Below are 15665 nucleotides of genomic sequence, written 5' to 3'. Positions count from 1 at the left end.
CGTCAATCCGGAGGAGCCCCGATGACCCTGCTCAGCGATCCCCTCGACCTGCCCTGCGGGGTGCGGCTGCCCAACCGCATCGCCAAGGCAGCGCTCAGCGAGGCCCTCGGGGACGCCCGGAACTCACCCGACGACCGGATCGTCGCCCTCTACCGCCGCTGGGCGCAGGGCGGCTACGGGCTGCTGGTGACGGGCAACATCATGGTCGACCGCCGGCACCTCGGGGAGCGCGGCAACATCGTGGTCGAGGACGACCGCGACCTCGCCGCGCTCACCGCCTGGACCAAGGCCGCGCACGACGGCGGGGCCGCGATCCTCGCGCAGCTCAACCACCCGGGCCGACAGTCCAACCTGTTCGCCCTGGGCCACGAGCCGGTCGCGCCGAGCCCGGTGCCGCTCGCCCTGCCGGGTGCCGCGACCCCGCGCGAGCTCACCCCGGCCGAGGTCGACGACGTCGTCGAGCGGTTCGCCCGTGCCGCCCAGGTGTGCGAGGAGGCCGGCTTCGACGGCGTGCAGCTGCACGCGGCCCACGGCTACCTCGTCACCCAGTTCCTCTCGCCGCTGACCAACCTGCGCACCGACGAGTGGGGCGGCACCCCGGAGCGCCGGATGCGGTTCCTCCTCGAGGTCGTCCGAAGGGTCCGGGGCCGGGTCAGCCCTGGGTTCGCGGTCGCCGTCAAGCTCAACTCGGCCGACTTCCAGCGCGGCGGGTTCAGCGAGGAGGACTCGCGCGCCGTCGTGGCCGCACTCGCCGCGGAGGCCGTCGACCTGATCGAGGTCAGCGGGGGCAGCTACGAGACCCCGGCCATGTCGGGGTCGACCGCCCCGTCCACCCGGGCGCGCGAGGCCTACTTCCTCGACTACGCGCGCTCGGTGCGTCGCGAGGCCGGCGACGTGCCGATCGCGGTCACCGGCGGGTTCCGGACGCCCGCCGCGATGGAGGACGCCGTGAGCTCCGGCGACTGCGACGTCGTCGGGCTCGCCCGCCCGACGGTGCTGGCCACCGACGCCGCCGCCAGGGTGCTCGACGGTCGGACCGACGCGCTCGCGACGCGCGAGATCCGCGTGGGCCTGCGACGGGTGCTGGGCCGCGTCGCGGACCTGAAGGCGCTGGACGCGGCGGTGAACCTCGGCTGGAGCACCGAGCAGCTGCACCGCCTGGCCCGCGGGCTGGAGCCGGACCTCGACCGGGGGGCGCTGGCGATCGTCGTGGGGATGGTCCGGCGCAACGGCCGGGTGGCGCTGCGTCGCAAGCGCGGCCTGCTGTGAGCCGCCCCCGGTACGACCTGACCGGCAAGGTCGTCCTCGTCACCGGCGGGAACGGCGGTATCGGCGCGGCCACCGGCAGGGAGGTCCTGGGCCGAGGCGGTCGCCTCGTGGTGGCCGACCTCGACCCGGAGACGCCGCGACGTGCCGCCGCGCTCGGTGACGCCGCGCTGGGCTGCGTCGCGGACGTGCGCGACCGATCGTCCCTCGACGAGGTCGTCGCCCGCGCGGTGGAGCGGTTCGGTCGGCTCGACGTCGTCGTGGCCAACGCCGGTCTGCTGGCCCGGGCGGCCACGCTGCGCAACACCCCGGTGGCTGACGTGGAGGCCACCCTGTCCGTCAACGTCACCGGGGTCGTGAACACCATCGGAGCGGGGATGGAGGAGCTGGTCCGCCACCGGGGACAGGTCGTGCTGATCAGCTCGGTCTTCGCCTATCTCAACGGCATGGGCACCATCCCGTACGCCATGAGCAAGGCCGCCGTCGAGCAGCTCGGCCGGGGCCTGCGCGTGGAGCTGGCGGACCACGGCGTCTCGGTGCTCACGGCCTACTTCTCGCTCGTCGACACCGACATGATCAGGCGCGGTGTCGACGCGGACGACGTCGTGCTGGAGCTGCTGTCGACCCTGCCTGCGGTGATGCTCGAGCGCGTCACGGCGGCCTCCGCCGCCGCCGCGGTGGCGGACGGGCTCGAGCGCCGTGCCGTGCGGGTCGTGCACCCGCGCCGGTGGCAGCCCGTCTCGGCCCTGCGCGGCCTGCTCGGGCCCGTGCTCGACGACCGCTTCGCCACTGACCGGCGCATCCTCGACGTCCTCGCCCGGCTCGACGCCCGACCCACCACGACCGACCGCACCGGCCACCCCAGCAACGCCGACGAGATGAGCTGACATGACCTGGACAGACACCCCGACCAAGACCGTCGCAGTCGACGGGATCCCGTACGCCTACCGCGAGCTCGGCGAGCGCGGTGGCGTGCCGGTCGTCTTCCTGCACCACTTCACCGCCGTCCTCGACGACTGGGACCCGCGCGTCCTCGACGGGGTCGCCGAGCGGCACCACGTCGTCGCCTTCGACAACCGCGGCGTCGGCGGCAGCGGCTCCACCGTTCCCGGCGACCTCGAGCAGATGGGCACCGACGCCATCGCCGTGATCCGGGCGCTGGGGCACGACCACGTCGACCTGGTCGGGTTCTCGCTCGGCGGGGCCGTGGCCCAGATGGTGGCGCTGCAGGCCCCCGACCTCGTACGCCGCCTGGTGCTGGCCGGCACCGGGCCCCGCGGCGCCGGCGGGGTCTGGAAGATGCCGTTCATCGTCGGCGGCGCCTACGCCAAGGCCTTCCTCGCCCGCAAGGACGCCCGGCACTTCCTGTTCTTCCCGCGCACCACGGCGGGCAAGCTGGCCGCCACGGCGTACTTCGAGAGGCTGTCCGAGCGCACCCGCGACCGCGACCGCCCCATCTCGGCGCAGGCGCGCCTCGCCCAGCTGAGGGCCATCACCGCGGGCGGGCTGCACGCGCCCGACGACCTGTCGGCCATCAAGGTCCCCGTGCTCGTCGCCAACGGCGACCACGACCTCATGGTCGCCACCGCGCACTCGGCCGACATGGCCCGACGGCTCCCGGACGCGAAGCTGGTGGTCTACCCCGACTCGGGTCACGGCGGCGTCTTCCAGCACCACCAGGCGTTCGTCTCGGAGGTGCTCGACTTCCTGGCCGACTGACCGCTCCGTCGACACCCACGGCTCGGGCATCCCTGGTCGAGGTGACCCTGGACCGAGGCCCTGGGCCGAGGCCCTGGCACCACCCGGCCCTCGGCCGTGATCGCGCGTCGCTCGTCCGAACTGCCCGGCGTGCCGTCCTCAGGTGGTCGGTCGCCGGCCGCCGCCGGCGTCTCCCGGGGGCGGCGCCTCCCTATCGCACCGCGACGGGGTTCACCGGGGAGCCGACGGCGCCGGTGATGCGCAGCGGGGCGGCGGTGAGGAAGACCTCCCACCGGCCGTCAGCGGCGCAGGCGTCGGCGAGCGCGTCCAGGTCCCACATCTCGCCGAGGAACAGGCCGATGTGGGGGATGGCGACCTGGTGCAGCGGCTGGAAGGCGACGTCGAACTCGTTGGGCCGGACCTCGAAGCCCCAGGTGTCGGTGGCCACGGCCGCGATCTCCGAGCCGTGCAGCCAGTCGGCGGTGGTGAAGGACAGGCCGGGGGAGTCGCCCCCGGCGTACTCGCCCCACCCCTCGCGCCGGGCCCGGGCCAGGCGACCGGTGCGGACCATCACGAGGTCGCCACGGCGCACGACGGAGGAGGGGCCCTGCGCCTCGATGGTGTGGCGCAGGTGCTCCTCGGTGATGGCGAACCCGTCGGGCAGCTCGCCGTCGTCGCCGATCGCGCGTCCCACGTCGAGCAGCACGCCGCGACCGCAGACGACGTCGGCGACGGTCTCGATGCCGGTCACGCCGTCGCCCAGCGAGGTGACGACCTGGTCCGCGGGACGGCCGTTCCAGGCCACTCCGTGGTCGAAGATGTGGCCCAGGCCGTCCCACTGCGTCGAGCACTGGAGCGGCATCGAGATGACGTCGTCGGCGCCGCCGATGCCGTGGGGGAAGCCCTGCACGCCGGCGACCGCGTCGGTGCCGGTGTCGAGCATGGTGTGCACCGGGTTGGTGCGCCGCCGCCAGCCCTTCTGCGGTCCGTCCATGTCGAAGGACTGCGACAGCGAGAACGACTCCCCGGTGCGCACCAGCGCCGCGGCCGCTCGCCGCTGCTCGGGACCGAGGAAGTTCATGGTGCCGCGGACGTCGTCGGGCCCCCACCGTCCCCAGTTGGAGACGCGGGCCGCCGCGGCCGCGACGGCACCGGCGGGGTCGGTGCGGTCGAGGTCGGCGGGGGCGGTCGGTGAGCTGCTCATCCGAGGTCGGCGAAGGTGTCGGTGACCCAGTCGGCGATGAAGGTGCCGACGTGCCCGAGGTGGTCCAGGCCGATGTGCTCGGTCGCGCCCTCGTCGGGGGTGAAGACCCGCAGCTCGCGCTTGGGGCTGTTGACGGCCTGCTCGTAGGAGCGGTGGGCGTAGGCCAGCGGGATCTGCCGGTCGTGCTCGCCGTGCGCGATCAGGAACGGCACCGTGATCTGCTCGACGACGCCGTCGAGCTGCACCGCCTCGGCCTTGGTGATGAAGGTGTCGAGGTCGGTCTCGCCCCACACCCACAGCACGTGGTCCCAGTAGTGCGGCACCGGGTTCTCGCCCTCGCGGTCCAGACGGCGCTTCTGCACCGCACCCCAGTCGTGGTTGGCGCCCCAGGCGACGACCAGGGCGAGCCGCTTCTCGTACGCCGCGGCGCGCGGCGCGTAGTAGCCGCCGAGCGACCAGCCGACGAGGCCGATCCGGTCGTGGCGCACGTCGGAGCGCTGCTCCAGGTAGTCGACGCACGCGCTCGCCCACTCCTCGCTCTCGACCTGCGAGGTCAGCCCGCGCAGCCGCAGCGCCTCGCCGCTGCCGGGGCAGTCGACCATCAGCGTGGAGATGCCGCGCGCGGCCAGCTCGTCGGCGAAGCCGGAGGTGTACATGTGCTCCTTGGTGGAGTCCAGGCCGTTGAACATCACCATCACCGGGGCCGGCTCGCCGTCGACCGAGGCGTCCTTGAAGTAGGCGGGCAGCGCGGTGTCGCGGTAGGGGACCTCGACGCGGGCGGTTCGGGGGTCGAGCAGCTCGAAGACCTTCTCGGTCAGGTCGAGGCAGTGCTGGTAGACCGCGTTGCGGCCGGGGTCCTTGCTGCTCTGCATCCGCTCGGCCTGGGCGACGTACCCCGCGGCGCGGTGGTACTTCTGCCCCGCCGTACGCCGGTGGCCGGCCTTCTCGGCCTCCTGCGCCTGCTGCTCGAGCTGGTCGGCGACCGCCGCCCAGGCCTGCATGAACTCGGCCGTGCCGACGTCGGACCCCTGGGCCGCGAGCTCGCGGATCGGCCGGCAGGCGCGGTCGACCTCGTCGATGGTGCCGCCGCTGTTGAGGGCGGCGACGACGCCCAGGTTCCAGACGTAGTTGCCGGGGAAGTACTCGAACATCGTGTTCTCCAGGTGGTGGGTCGGGTCAGGGGAGGAAGGGGCGGAGCGCGTCGGAGACGGCCTTGGCGCCGCCGTGGGAGCTGGTGCCGCCGTCGACCGGGATCTCCGCGCCGGTGACGTAGGAGGCGGCCTCGCCGAGCAGGAAGCACACGACGGCGGCGACCTCCTCGGGACGAGCGGTGCGCCCGAGCGACGCGGCTCGGACGGAGGCCTCGCGGAAGGCCGGGGAGGCGGAGTCGGTCATCGGGGTCTCCACGAACCCCGGGTGGACCGCGTTGACCCGGATGCCGCGCGGTCCCAGCTCCAGCGCCGCGGCGTGGGTCAGGCCGCGCAGCGCCCACTTCGAGGCGGTGTACGCGACGGGGTAGTGGCCCTGGAGCGCGGCCAGCGAGCCGACGTGGACGACCGAGGCGCCCGGCCCCATGAGCGGCGTCAGCGCCTGCAGCCCCAGGAGCGGCCCGAGGACGTTGACGGCCTGCACCTGCGTGAACGCCTCGGCGGTGACCTCGCCGAGGCGGGCGCGCCAGGTCGCGCCGGCACAGGAGACCAGACCGTCGAGCGGACCGTCCGGCCCGTCGGCCAGTTCCTCCGCCAGGGCGGACCAGGCCGCCTCGTCGCGCACGTCCAGCGCGCGGACGTCGGCCGAGGCACGCACGTCGAGCCCGATCGCGGTGCCGCCCTGCTCGCGGACGGCCTCGACGACGGCGGCCCCGATGCCGGACGCAGCACCCGTGACCACGACCCGACGTCCCGCCAGCGCCGTCACGACGGCACCGAGGCCGTGCGGGCGGCGTCCCGCTCGGCCGGCGTGCGGCGGCTCACGGCCGGGGCGGCGGGGGAGGCCGGCGCCGAGGTGACCCGGTTGGAGAGTCGGCCCAGGCCCTCCACCTCGAGGGTGACCACGTCGCCGTCGCGCAGCGGGGGCGGGTCCTGGCGTCCGTGGCGGCCCCACAGCTCGGCCAGGCAGCCGCCGTGACCGGTCGTGCCCGAGCCCATCACGTCTCCCGCGACCACCCGGCTGTCCCGGGAGGCGTGGGCGATCATCGCCTCGAACGTCCAGCCCATGTGGGCCAGCCGGTCCTCGCCGATCACGTCGCCGTTGACCAGCACCCGGCACGCGAGGTCGAGGAAGCCACCAGGGTCGCGGCGGTCCTCGAGCTCGTCGGCGGTGACCAGCCAGGGGCCGAGCGAGGTGGCGAAGTCCTTGCCCTTGGCGGGCCCGAGGCCGACCTGCATCTCGCGGGCCTGGAGGTCGCGGGCGGACCAGTCGTTCATCAGGGTGTAGCCGAAGACGTGGTCCCGCGCGGCGGCCTCGTCGAGGGAGCGGCCCTCGCCCTGCACCACCACGGCCACCTCGAGCTCGAGGTCGCGGGCCACGCTGCGGGCCGGGAAGGCGACCTCCTCGTCGGCGGCCACCAGGGCGTGCGGGTTGGTGAAGTAGAAGGTCGGGGCGTCGTACCACGCGTCGGGCACGCCGCTGCTGCGGTCGATGCTGCGGCGCACGCCCTCGACGTGCTCCTCGAAGGTGACGAAGTCACGGATGCTCGCGGGGCGCAGCGGCACCTGGAGGCGTACGCCGGCCAGCGCGGTGCCCTCCCCGGTGACGGCGCGCGCGCCCATCTCGAGCGCGGCGCTCAGACCGCGCTCGACGAGCTGCTCGACGGTGGTGTCACCGGGCAGCGCGAAGACGCGGTCCTCGACCACGACACCGGCCCGGCGGGTGCCGGCGGGGTCGAGGTAGGTGGCCAGGCGCACGGCGACCTCAGACCGGCGGCGCGACGAAGACGCCGCGGTCGGGGTCGTTGAACGACTTCTTGGCCACGAACTCGCTCATCGGGTTCGCGGTGCCCCACTGGTCGGTGACCTCGGGGTCGGAGAAGTCGTAGAGGTGGGGGTGCCAGGTGTCCTCGTCGAGCTCCTCGAGCTCGGTCGTGTACTCGATGGTGTTGCCGTGCGGGTCGAGGAAGTAGCTGAAGGTGTTGTTGCCCGCCATGTGACGCCCGGGACCCCAGACCTTCTCCACACCGGCGCGCAGCAGCCGGCCGGTGCCGCGCATGTACTCGTCGATGCCGCGCATCTCGAACGAGGCGTGGTGCAGCGAGACGTGCGGGCAGCGGGCGATGGCCAGGCTGTGGTGGTAGCGGTTGGTCCGCATGAACCACATCACGTCGCCCACGTGCGGCGAGGTCAGCGTGTCCGAGAGCGCGAAGGACAGGTGCCGGTCGTAGAAGGCGACCGTGGCCTCGGGGTGGGGCGAGTTGATGACGACGTGGGAGAGCTTGACCGGGATCGACTCGCCCTCCTCGACCTTGCGGTGCTGCCGCACGGCCACGTCGGAGGAGACCTCGATGGTGCGGCCGTCGTTGTCGAAGAAGCGGAAGCCGTAGCCGCCGCCGGGGGTCTGGAGCTTGTCGGGCTCGCTGACCAGCTGCACGCCCTCGGTGCCCAGCCGCTGGGCCAGGGCGTCGACGTCGGCGGCGTCGGCGGCGCCGAAGGAGATCAGGTCGAGGCGCTTGGCGTCGTCCTTGCGCAGCCGGACCGAGTACTGCTCGGGCGAGCCCTCGGCGGCCAGGAAGGCGATGCCGTCGTCGGTGGTCTCGGCGCTCAGGCCCCAGGTCTCGGTGTAGAAGCGCAGCTGGGCGTCGTAGTCGGGGACCGCGAGGTCCACGTGGCGCAGGTGGGTGATGAGCCGGTCGTTCACGGGGTCGTTCACGGGGTCTCCAGGGTGGGTGGGAAGCGGGGGGAGGAGGACGGATCAGGCGGGGTCGCGGAGCATCGCGGCGGTGCGGCCCATCAGGCCGGGCACGTCGCCGCGCTCGCCGTCGAGCAGCCACTGGCCCAGCTGGAGCGAGGCCTCCACGACCGTGCGCGCTCGGTCGACCCGGCGGGCGTGGAACTGCTCCCAGACGCGGTCGTCGAGCACGTCGGCGGCGAGCAGCACCTCGGCCAGCACCGAGGCGTCCTCCAGCGCCTGGGCGGCACCCTGGGCCAGGGTGGGCGGGCAGGTGTGGGCGGCGTCGCCGACGAGCACCACGCGCCCGCGGTTCCAGGGGGCGTCGAGCACGTGGCTCTCGAACCACGTGTAGTTGACCCGGGTGGGGTCGTCCATCCGCTCGCGGATCTCGTCCCACGGCCCGTGGTACGCCGCCGCGAGGCCGCGCATCACCTCCAGCTGCTCGTCGGGGCCGAGGGTGCTGCGGTCCTGGGCCCGCTCCACGACGTAGGCGTAGAGAGAGTCCTCGCCAGTGGGGCAGTAGCCGGCGATGTAGCAGGGACCGCCGTAGTAGAGGTCGGTCCGGGTGACGCTCGCGGGTCGGGTGGTGAACACGCGCCAGATGCCCATGCCCGTGCTGCTCGTCTCGAGCGGGATGCCGAGCTGCCGCCGGGTCCAGGACCGGATGCCGTCCGCGCCCACGACGAGGTCGTAGCGAGCGGTGGACTCGTCGGCGAAGAGCACGTCGACGCCGTCCGCGTCCTGCGTCAGGGAGGTGTACGTCGTGGCGAAGCGGACCTTCACGCCCACCGCGACGGCCCGGTCGAGCAGGATCCGCGCCATCGTCGGGCGGGGCATGCCCAGGGTGGCCGGGAGGTCGTCGCCGCCGGTGCGGATGTCGTCGAGCTCGGCGACCAGGGAGCCGTGCGGGTCCGGTGCCCGCAGGCCGAGGCCGTCGAAGGCGTACCCGTGCTCGCGCACGGCGTCCCAGACGCCGAGCTCCCGCAGCACGCGCAGGGCGTTGCCCTGGAGGGTGATGCCCGAGCCGTGGGTGGCGATGTCGGGGGCGATGTCGACGAGGTCGACGGAGACCCCCTGCTCGGCGAGCAGCACGGCGGTGGCGGCTCCGGCGGCTCCGCCCCCGACGACGAGGACTGATCGGACGGCGGGCATGGCGTGCTCCCGGGGTGGTCGGTGGCTGTGACGGGCACCACTGTGCGGCGTACGACAGCCATCGCGGAACCGCCAACTTCCGATGGCATCCATCCACGCGATCTATGCTCGCCCGCGTGACCTCCACCGGCGGCCCGAGCACGCGCAACCTCGACCTCAACCTGCTGCTGGCGCTCGACGCGCTGCTGCAGGAGCGCAACGTCACGCGCGCGGGCGCCCGGCTCGGTCTCAGCCAACCGGCCGTGTCCGCGGCGCTGGCCCGGTTGCGCCGACACTTCGGCGACGAGCTGCTGCACCGCACCGGCAACCGCTACGAGCTGACCCCGCTCGCCGAGCAGCTCCTCAGCCGGATCACCCCGGCCCTGGCGGCGGTCACCCGGGTCTTCGACGCGACGCCGGACTTCGACCCGGCGTGCTCGCGGCGGGAGTTCACCCTGGTCGTCTCCGACTACGCCGCGACCGTCCTGGGGGACCACCTGGCCACGATCGTGGCGACCCGGGCGCCCGGGGTGCGGCTGCGGTTCCAGCAGCAGACGCCCTACCACGTCGGTCACGCCCTCGAGGTGCTCCGCACCGTCGACGGCCTGGTGCTGCCGCACGGGTTCCTCTCCGACATCCCGGTGGTGGACCTCTACGAGGACACCTGGGTGTGCGTCGTGGCCCAGGACAACCCGCGGGTCGGCGAGGAGCTCACGATGGATGACGTCGCGACGCTGCCCTGGGTGGTCACCTACCACCAGCCGACGGCGTTCACGCCGGCCGCGCAGCAGCTGCGCAGCATCGGCGTGGAGCCGGACGTCCGGATCGTGGTGGAGAGCTTCCTGGCGGTCCCCTTCCTCGTCGCCGGGACCGAGCGCGTCGCGCTGCTCCAGCGGGGCCTGGCCGAGCGGCTCGCCGGCGCGGCGGGGGTGCGCGTGCTGGCGTGCCCGTGGGACGTCGTGCCCCTCAAGGAGGCGTTCTGGTGGCACCCGTCGCTGCGCGCCGACCCGGCCCACCGGTGGCTGCGCGAGGTCCTCGCCGAAGCGGGCCGGGCCGCCTCGCCCATCCACGAGGCTGATGGTGGCCCGCAACAGGATCTATTTCCCCGCTGACCTGACGTGCGCTCAGGCTGTGCCCCGTGACGCCCGTCACGTGAGCACCAGCCACCAGGAGCACGCCATGGCCGACACCACCGCGCCGACCACCTCGTCCGCCAGCCCCGCCCGCGACCGGCGGACCGACCGGGTCCCCGGCCGCACCCAGGGCGTGCTGCTGATGTTCGTCAGCTGCCTGCCCATCCTGGGCGCCGTGCTGCTGGCCCCGGTGCTGCCGAGCATGCAGGACGCCTTCGCGGGCACCCCCGGCGTCGAGGCCCTGGTGCCGGTCACGCTGACGATCCCGGCCCTGATGATCGGCCTGCTGGCCCCGTTCGCCGGCGGCATCGTGGACCGCTTCGGTCGCACCCGGCTGCTCGTCGTCGCCCTCGTCGTGTACGCCGCCTTCGGCACCGCGCCGCTCTGGCTCGACGGCCTCCCCGCGATCGTGCTGAGCCGCGCCGGGGTCGGTGTCACCGAGGCCGCGATCATGACCTGCTGCACGACCCTGATCGCCGACTACTTCTCGGGGGCCGAGCGCGACCGCTGGCTCGGCCTCCAGACGGTCTTCGCCAGCGTCTCGGCCACCGTCTTCTTCGCCGTCGGCGGCGGGCTCGGCGCCGTCAGCTGGCGGGCGCCGTTCTGGCTCTACGCCTCGAGCCTGGTCTTCGCCGTGCTCGCCGCCCGCCTGCTGTGGACGCCGACCGGCGGCGCCGCCGACCCCGCCGACACCGGCCGCCCCGGTGGCGCGCTCCCGCCCGTGCCGTGGCGCTCGGTGATGCCGGCTGTAGCGGTCACGCTGTTCGGCGGCGTCGTGTTCTACACGCCCATCGTCGAGCTGCCCTTCGCCCTCGACAGGGTCGGCGTGACCGCGGTGTCCACCATCGGGGCCATGGCCGCCCTGGCCTCGGCCGCCACCGCGGTCGGTGCCTTCACGTTCGGTCGCGTGGCGGGTCGCGGCACGTCGGCGCTGCTGCCCGTCGCCTTCGGCCTCGCCGGCCTCGGGCTCGTCCTCATGGGCGCCACCGACGCCGTCGCCCCGACCGTCGCCGGCGCGGTCCTGGCCTCGGCTGGCACCGGCCTGATGCTGCCCACGCTGCTCGTGTGGGCCATCACCCCGCTCGGCTTCCAGCAGCGCGGCCGCGGCACCGGGCTCTGGACCGCCGCGCTGTTCATCGGCGAGTTCCTGTGCCCGCTCCTCGTGCTGGCGCTGACCGCGGTGGTCGGCGGCCTCGGAGGTGCCCTCGTGGCCCTCGGCGTCGCCGCGCTCGCGATGGCCGCCGGCACCCGGGTCGGACTGACCCGGGTGCGCTAGCCGGCTCGACCGGAACGGGGCGCGACCGCCGGCGACAGCGCGTGGCGCCTGCGCGGTGCTCGCGATCCTCCTGGCCGGGCTGAGCGCTCGAGGTGCGGGACTCGCTGGTCGCCGCCACCCGAGCCGTGGGCGCCGCCGTCAGTACGTCCGTCGCAACCAACCTGCGCGGACAGCCTCGTCGAGGCTCACGGCTCGTGCCCAGAGCCAACCCTGCGCCCCGCCGCAGCCCAGGTCCCGCAGGATGGCGGCCTGCGCGGCGTCGGACATCTGCTCCCTCGGCCGGGATCTGGAGTCGACGAGCTGCTCGTCCCCGCGCAGCGCCACGTGGGCGAGCTGTGGGAGTCGAACCGCCTCAACATCGCCGACGAGCACCTCGTCACAGGGAGCTGCGAGGCCTCGCTGCACGCCCTGGCCATGGCGAGCTCCAGGAGGGTCGTCTCCGGTGACCTGTGGTTCCCGTGGAGCGCCGCGGGGACAGCGTCAGGTGGTGCGTGCCCAGGCGGCGTGCAACGGGTCGCCGCCCCGCCGGCGTTCCGTGCGCAGCTCGGTCCTCACGTCGGTGAAGCCGGCTCGCTCGAGGTAGTCACGGACGATCGCGACGCGACCGTCCTCGTCGGTGGCCAGCCACCCGCGGATGGCCTTGGTCGGGAAGCAGCGGTTGCTGAAGGTGAGCACCACCAGGCCGCCGGGACGCAGCACCCGTGCGGCGTCGCGCAGCACCTCGACCGGGTGGACGAGGTAGTCGACCGAGACGCAGCACACCACGGCGTCGAACGACGCGTCCTCGAAGGGCAGGCGCGGGTCCACGTTGAGGTCCTGGACGACGACCTCGTCGGCCAGGGGGTTGGCGTGCAGCTCGCGTGCGTTCATGCCGAGGACGGTGAGTCCGTCGACCGGCGCGCGGGACAGGTGCGACACCCAGGACGACATCAGGTCGAGGGTCCGGCCGTCGGGGACGCCGAGCTCGTCGTACAGGTCGGAGACCGCCCGGACGGCGTCGTCGTCGATGTGGGTGACGAACCGCGGCGGCGCGTAGAAGGCGGCGTCGTCGCTGGGGTCCTGCCGGTCGAAGAAGCCGGGTGGCCAGGCGTGGTCGGACATGCCCCCAGTCTGTCTCGGTCCCCGGCACCAGAGCCCCCGCCGACGGTCGGTGCTCGAGGCCCTGGCCGTCCGCTCGCGGACCGAGACCACCGGCCCGGCGAGGCCTCGTGGGTCCGCGCGTGCGACCGCGCCACCGGCACGTCCGCACGGCGTGCGGCCCGATCGTCGAGGCTCGCGGGTGGCCCGTGGCGGCTGCCGTCGGCACCGCGTGTCACGACCGGACCCGATCCTCGACAAAACGGACCAAAGTCCTCCGGCGGGGATACGCTCCCCCCGGGACGCGAGTCGTACGACGGTCGAGCAGCTCGGCCCGGTTCGCGTGGTGTCGATCGACTCGGGTGGGTGCTCCTGCATGAGCGTGCTCAGGTCTCGCCTCGTCGTCGTCCTCGCGCTGATGGCTCTCGCGGCCGTCGTGGTCGCCGTGGCGTCGCCCTCCGGCAGCCTCGTCGCGACCCTGTGGCCCGTGGGGCTCGCGTCGGTGCTCCTGACGGTCGACCACCGCGCGAGCCAGCCGGTGCGGTGGACGGCCATCGGCGTCGTCGCGCTGGTGTCCTTCGCCGTGGGCGGTCTCCCGGTTGCCGTCTCGGTGGTCCTCTCCGCGGGCGTGGTCACGGAGGCTGGGCTGACCAGGCTGCTGCTGGTCCGCCGGCTCGGCCCCCGCCTCGACTTGGCCGAGGACCGCGACGTGGCGTCGTACCTCCTCGGCACCGCGGCGGGAGCGGCCGCGGGTGGGCTCGTCCTCGGGCTGGCGGCGGCGCTGACGGGGGCGGACGACTGGGCGTACGTCGCGCTGGCGGCCTTCCTGCTCCACTGGCTCTCGCACCTGCTCCTGCTGGGCGTCGTCGCCAGGGCGGTGCCGTCCTCCTGCGCCCAGGGCACGACCGGGCGGTGCGTCCGCTGGGCGGTGCTGCTGGGCCTCCTGGTCGGGTCCGCCATCGCGGGCGACCAGGCTGCGCCCCCGCTGCTGGCCTTCCCCGTGCTGGTCTTCCCGGTGCTGGCCTGGGGTGCCCTGCGCGCGCCCCTCCGCGAGACCGCGCTGCAGCTGGTCGTGGTCGGCGCCGCGCTCGTCGTTCCCACCGCTGCGGGTCGCGGCCTGTTCTCGCTCCTGCCCGGGCCGCCGGGTCCGGCCGAGCTGGTCCCCGTCGCCCTGGCCGTCCTGGCAGCGACGCTGACCTGCCTGCCCCTGTCCGTCACCGTCGGACGGGCCCGCACCGGTGCGCGGGAGGCCGCGACGACGGCCGCGCGCCTGGAGAACATCACCGCGACCGCTCCGGGCGTCGCCCTCATGGAGCTCGACGCCACCGGACGCATCGCGCTGGTGAACCCGGCGGCGGCGAACCTCCTCGGACCCGAGTCCGAGGTGGTCGGGCGTCGGCTCGACGAGCTCGGCTCGCCCCAACCCGTCGTCACGCACAGGGTGCGCAACCACCGGAGGGCGTCGGGTCGCGACCTGGCGGCCACCCCCCAGGACTGGCGTCCCCACCGCGCTCCCGGCGACGAGGTCCTGCTGGCGCTGTCGCTGGTGGCCGTCGAGTCCGAGGACGGCGAGGTCGTCGGTCACGTCGCGTCCGCGCAGGACGTGACCGCACGTCTCCACGCCGAGCAGGCCCTGGGCGCGGCGCGGGAGGCGGAGCGACGGGTGGTGGCGCAGCTGGAGGAGGCCACCGCGACGAAGGACGCCTTCGTCTCCACGGTCAGCCACGAGCTCCGCACGCCGCTGACGAGCATCATCGGCTGGCTCGAGATCCTCACCGACGACGACAGCGTCACCAGGCCGGCCAACGAGCGCTCGGCCCTGTGGAAGATCCAGTCCAACAGCCAGCGCCTCCTGCACCTGATCGACAGCCTGCTGCTGCTGTCGAGGCTGGAGACGACGGGGGCCGGCGACGACGACGCGGACGCGGCGACGGACGGCCCCGAGGCGGCCACGGTGGACCTGACCGAGGTCGTGCGGTCGGCCACCGCGGCCTTCCTGCCCGGGGGGTCGAAGGCGCAGCACTGGCACCAGGTGGTGGTCCACCTGCCGTCCGAGCCCCTCCCGGTCCGCGGTCACGCCGACCAGCTGGGACGGCTCGTCACCGAGCTGTGCGACAACGCCGTCACCTACACGCCGGGCGCCGGGGTCGTCACCGTGACGTTGCGCGCCGACCCCGCGGCCGGCCTGGTGATCTCGGTCGCCGACACGGGCGTCGGCCTGTCCCCGTCGGAGGCGGCCCGCGTCTTCGGGCGGTTCGTCCGCGGCTCGTACGCCGAGGAGCACGCCATCGAGGGAGCCGGCATGGGCCTCAGCCTGAGCCGCGACATCGCCCGGAAGCACGGCGGTGGCCTCACGGTGACGTCGGCGCCGGGGAAGGGCTGCACCTTCACGGCGTGCCTGCCGCCGGTCGTCCCGCCGCCGGAGGCCACGCCCGCCGAGGAGGAGACCGGCTGAGGTCGTGCAGGTGCTGCTGGTCGCCCCGTGGCGCTTTGTGATCCCGGTCGAGGTCGCGCGCATGCGCGCTCGCACTCGCACGAGCAGGCGGAGCGGCGAGCAGAAGCCAGGGACGCTCAGCCCCGCCAGTCGGGGCGGTGCTCGCCCCGGTCGTCCAGCTGTGCGCGCAGGACGCGACGCCGGTCCACGAGCTCGGCGACGTGGGCGTCGAGCTTCTCGCGCTCGCGCCGTGGTGTCCGCCGGAGCTGGAGGGTAGGACGCGAGCGACTGCGGTGGGGGCGGCACCACCAGGACTCCGGCGCGCCCGGCCAGGGCGCCTCAGCGACGGCAGTGGTGGTCCCGACGTCGCTGGTTCACCACGGCCGCTGGCCCGGGGCGTCGTCGGGCTCTCGGCCCTCCGGCAGCGGGTCGGGCCGGTCAGCGTGTCGTTCCGCCGTCCGCCGTCGGCCCCAGGGCCTCGCCGGGTGGTCGGGTGTGCGGACGCTCCCACGGTGCGTCCTGGCCGTACGCCACTCGCCGGGCCAGTCCCGGGGGCGCTTC

The 15665-nt window shown here is 74.1% G+C and carries 13 protein-coding genes and 1 pseudogene; 7 read left to right on the top strand and 7 right to left on the bottom strand.

Annotated elements, in window-relative coordinates:
- Window positions 1–21: 21 nt before the first annotated feature.
- Genes BLU55_RS05560 through BLU55_RS05550 form a run of 3 tightly spaced genes read left to right on the top strand, consistent with a single transcriptional unit; the run spans window position 22 to window position 2985 of the window.
- A complete protein-coding gene (locus BLU55_RS05560; RefSeq protein ID WP_091727047.1) occupies window positions 22–1269 on the top strand; it encodes an NADH:flavin oxidoreductase/NADH oxidase family protein in 1248 nt (415 codons plus the stop codon).
- Window positions 1266–2153, top strand: coding sequence for an SDR family NAD(P)-dependent oxidoreductase (locus BLU55_RS05555; RefSeq protein WP_197681110.1), 888 nt, complete (start codon window positions 1266–1268; stop codon window positions 2151–2153). Before BLU55_RS05560 ends, BLU55_RS05555 begins: the two co-directional genes overlap by 4 nt.
- Window position 2154: 1 nt before the next feature.
- The gene (locus tag BLU55_RS05550; RefSeq protein ID WP_091727044.1) at window positions 2155–2985 is read left to right on the top strand and encodes an alpha/beta fold hydrolase; all 831 of its coding nucleotides are present in this window, start codon (window positions 2155–2157) and stop codon (window positions 2983–2985) included.
- Between the two features lie 190 nt (window positions 2986–3175).
- Here the strand turns inward: BLU55_RS05550 and BLU55_RS05545 are convergent, their stop codons facing one another.
- Genes BLU55_RS05545 through BLU55_RS05520 form a run of 6 tightly spaced genes read right to left on the bottom strand, consistent with a single transcriptional unit; the run spans window position 3176 to window position 9205 of the window.
- Window positions 3176–4168, bottom strand: a complete 993-nt coding sequence (locus BLU55_RS05545) for a cyclase family protein (protein WP_091727041.1) — start codon at window positions 4166–4168, stop codon at window positions 3176–3178.
- Window positions 4165–5319: an alpha/beta hydrolase family protein gene (locus tag BLU55_RS05540; RefSeq protein WP_091727038.1), complete on the bottom strand. Its 1155-nt coding sequence runs from the start codon at window positions 5317–5319 to the stop codon at window positions 4165–4167. Before BLU55_RS05540 ends, BLU55_RS05545 begins: the two co-directional genes overlap by 4 nt.
- 25 nt (window positions 5320–5344) lie before the next feature.
- Entirely contained in the window at window positions 5345–6085 is a 741-nt protein-coding gene (locus BLU55_RS05535) for an SDR family NAD(P)-dependent oxidoreductase (RefSeq protein ID WP_091727035.1), read from the bottom strand.
- The gene (locus tag BLU55_RS05530) at window positions 6082–7074 is read right to left on the bottom strand and encodes a fumarylacetoacetate hydrolase family protein (RefSeq protein WP_172833873.1); all 993 of its coding nucleotides are present in this window, start codon (window positions 7072–7074) and stop codon (window positions 6082–6084) included. The genes BLU55_RS05535 and BLU55_RS05530 overlap by 4 nt, the downstream gene beginning before the upstream one ends.
- Window positions 7075–7081: 7 nt before the next feature.
- The gene (locus BLU55_RS05525; protein WP_197681109.1) at window positions 7082–8032 is read right to left on the bottom strand and encodes a VOC family protein; all 951 of its coding nucleotides are present in this window, start codon (window positions 8030–8032) and stop codon (window positions 7082–7084) included.
- 42 nt (window positions 8033–8074) lie between these two features.
- Complete coding sequence (locus BLU55_RS05520; RefSeq protein WP_091727032.1) at window positions 8075–9205, bottom strand: FAD-dependent monooxygenase; 1131 nt, start codon at window positions 9203–9205, stop codon at window positions 8075–8077.
- Between the two features lie 116 nt (window positions 9206–9321).
- Between BLU55_RS05520 and BLU55_RS05515 the strand changes: the two genes are divergently transcribed.
- The 3 genes and pseudogenes from BLU55_RS05515 to BLU55_RS20125 all read left to right on the top strand — a co-directional run.
- Window positions 9322–10296, top strand: coding sequence for a LysR family transcriptional regulator (locus BLU55_RS05515; protein WP_231917061.1), 975 nt, complete (start codon window positions 9322–9324; stop codon window positions 10294–10296).
- Between the two features lie 40 nt (window positions 10297–10336).
- On the top strand, window positions 10337–11593 hold the full coding sequence (locus tag BLU55_RS05510; RefSeq protein WP_231917060.1) for an MFS transporter: 1257 nt from the start codon (window positions 10337–10339) through the stop codon (window positions 11591–11593).
- A gap of 48 nt (window positions 11594–11641) precedes the next feature.
- A pseudogene (locus BLU55_RS20125) lies at window positions 11642–11992 on the top strand (B12-binding domain-containing protein); the annotation flags it as partial.
- A gap of 81 nt (window positions 11993–12073) precedes the next feature.
- Here the strand turns inward: BLU55_RS20125 and BLU55_RS05500 are convergent.
- Window positions 12074–12694 (bottom strand): class I SAM-dependent methyltransferase, encoded by a 621-nt coding sequence (locus BLU55_RS05500; protein ID WP_091727023.1) that lies wholly within the window; start codon window positions 12692–12694, stop codon window positions 12074–12076.
- Between the two features lie 352 nt (window positions 12695–13046).
- Here BLU55_RS05500 and BLU55_RS05495 point away from each other — a divergent pair, with 352 nt between their 5' ends.
- Complete coding sequence (locus BLU55_RS05495; protein WP_172833872.1) at window positions 13047–15125, top strand: PAS domain-containing sensor histidine kinase; 2079 nt, start codon at window positions 13047–13049, stop codon at window positions 15123–15125.
- Window positions 15126–15665 lie beyond the last annotated feature (540 nt).

The organism is Nocardioides scoriae, from assembly GCF_900104965.1.
GTDB lineage: Bacteria > Actinomycetota > Actinomycetes > Propionibacteriales > Nocardioidaceae > Marmoricola > Marmoricola scoriae.
Note: the sequence above shows the minus strand (reverse complement) of the source record. Positions and strands in the feature narration are given on the sequence as shown.

Excerpts from the sequence above, each read along its gene's own strand:
- BLU55_RS05540 (WP_091727038.1), bottom strand. The coding sequence starts at position 5,319 with ATGTTCGAGTACTTCCCCGGCAACTACGTCTGGAACCTGGGCGTCGTC.
- BLU55_RS05500 (WP_091727023.1), bottom strand. The coding sequence starts at position 12,694 with ATGTCCGACCACGCCTGGCCACCCGGCTTCTTCGACCGGCAGGACCCC.
- BLU55_RS05560 (WP_091727047.1), top strand. The coding sequence starts at position 22 with ATGACCCTGCTCAGCGATCCCCTCGACCTGCCCTGCGGGGTGCGGCTG.
- BLU55_RS05520 (WP_091727032.1), bottom strand. The coding sequence starts at position 9,205 with ATGCCCGCCGTCCGATCAGTCCTCGTCGTCGGGGGCGGAGCCGCCGGA.
- BLU55_RS05495 (WP_172833872.1), top strand. The coding sequence starts at position 13,047 with ATGAGCGTGCTCAGGTCTCGCCTCGTCGTCGTCCTCGCGCTGATGGCT.
- BLU55_RS05545 (WP_091727041.1), bottom strand. The coding sequence starts at position 4,168 with ATGAGCAGCTCACCGACCGCCCCCGCCGACCTCGACCGCACCGACCCC.
- BLU55_RS05550 (WP_091727044.1), top strand. The coding sequence starts at position 2,155 with ATGACCTGGACAGACACCCCGACCAAGACCGTCGCAGTCGACGGGATC.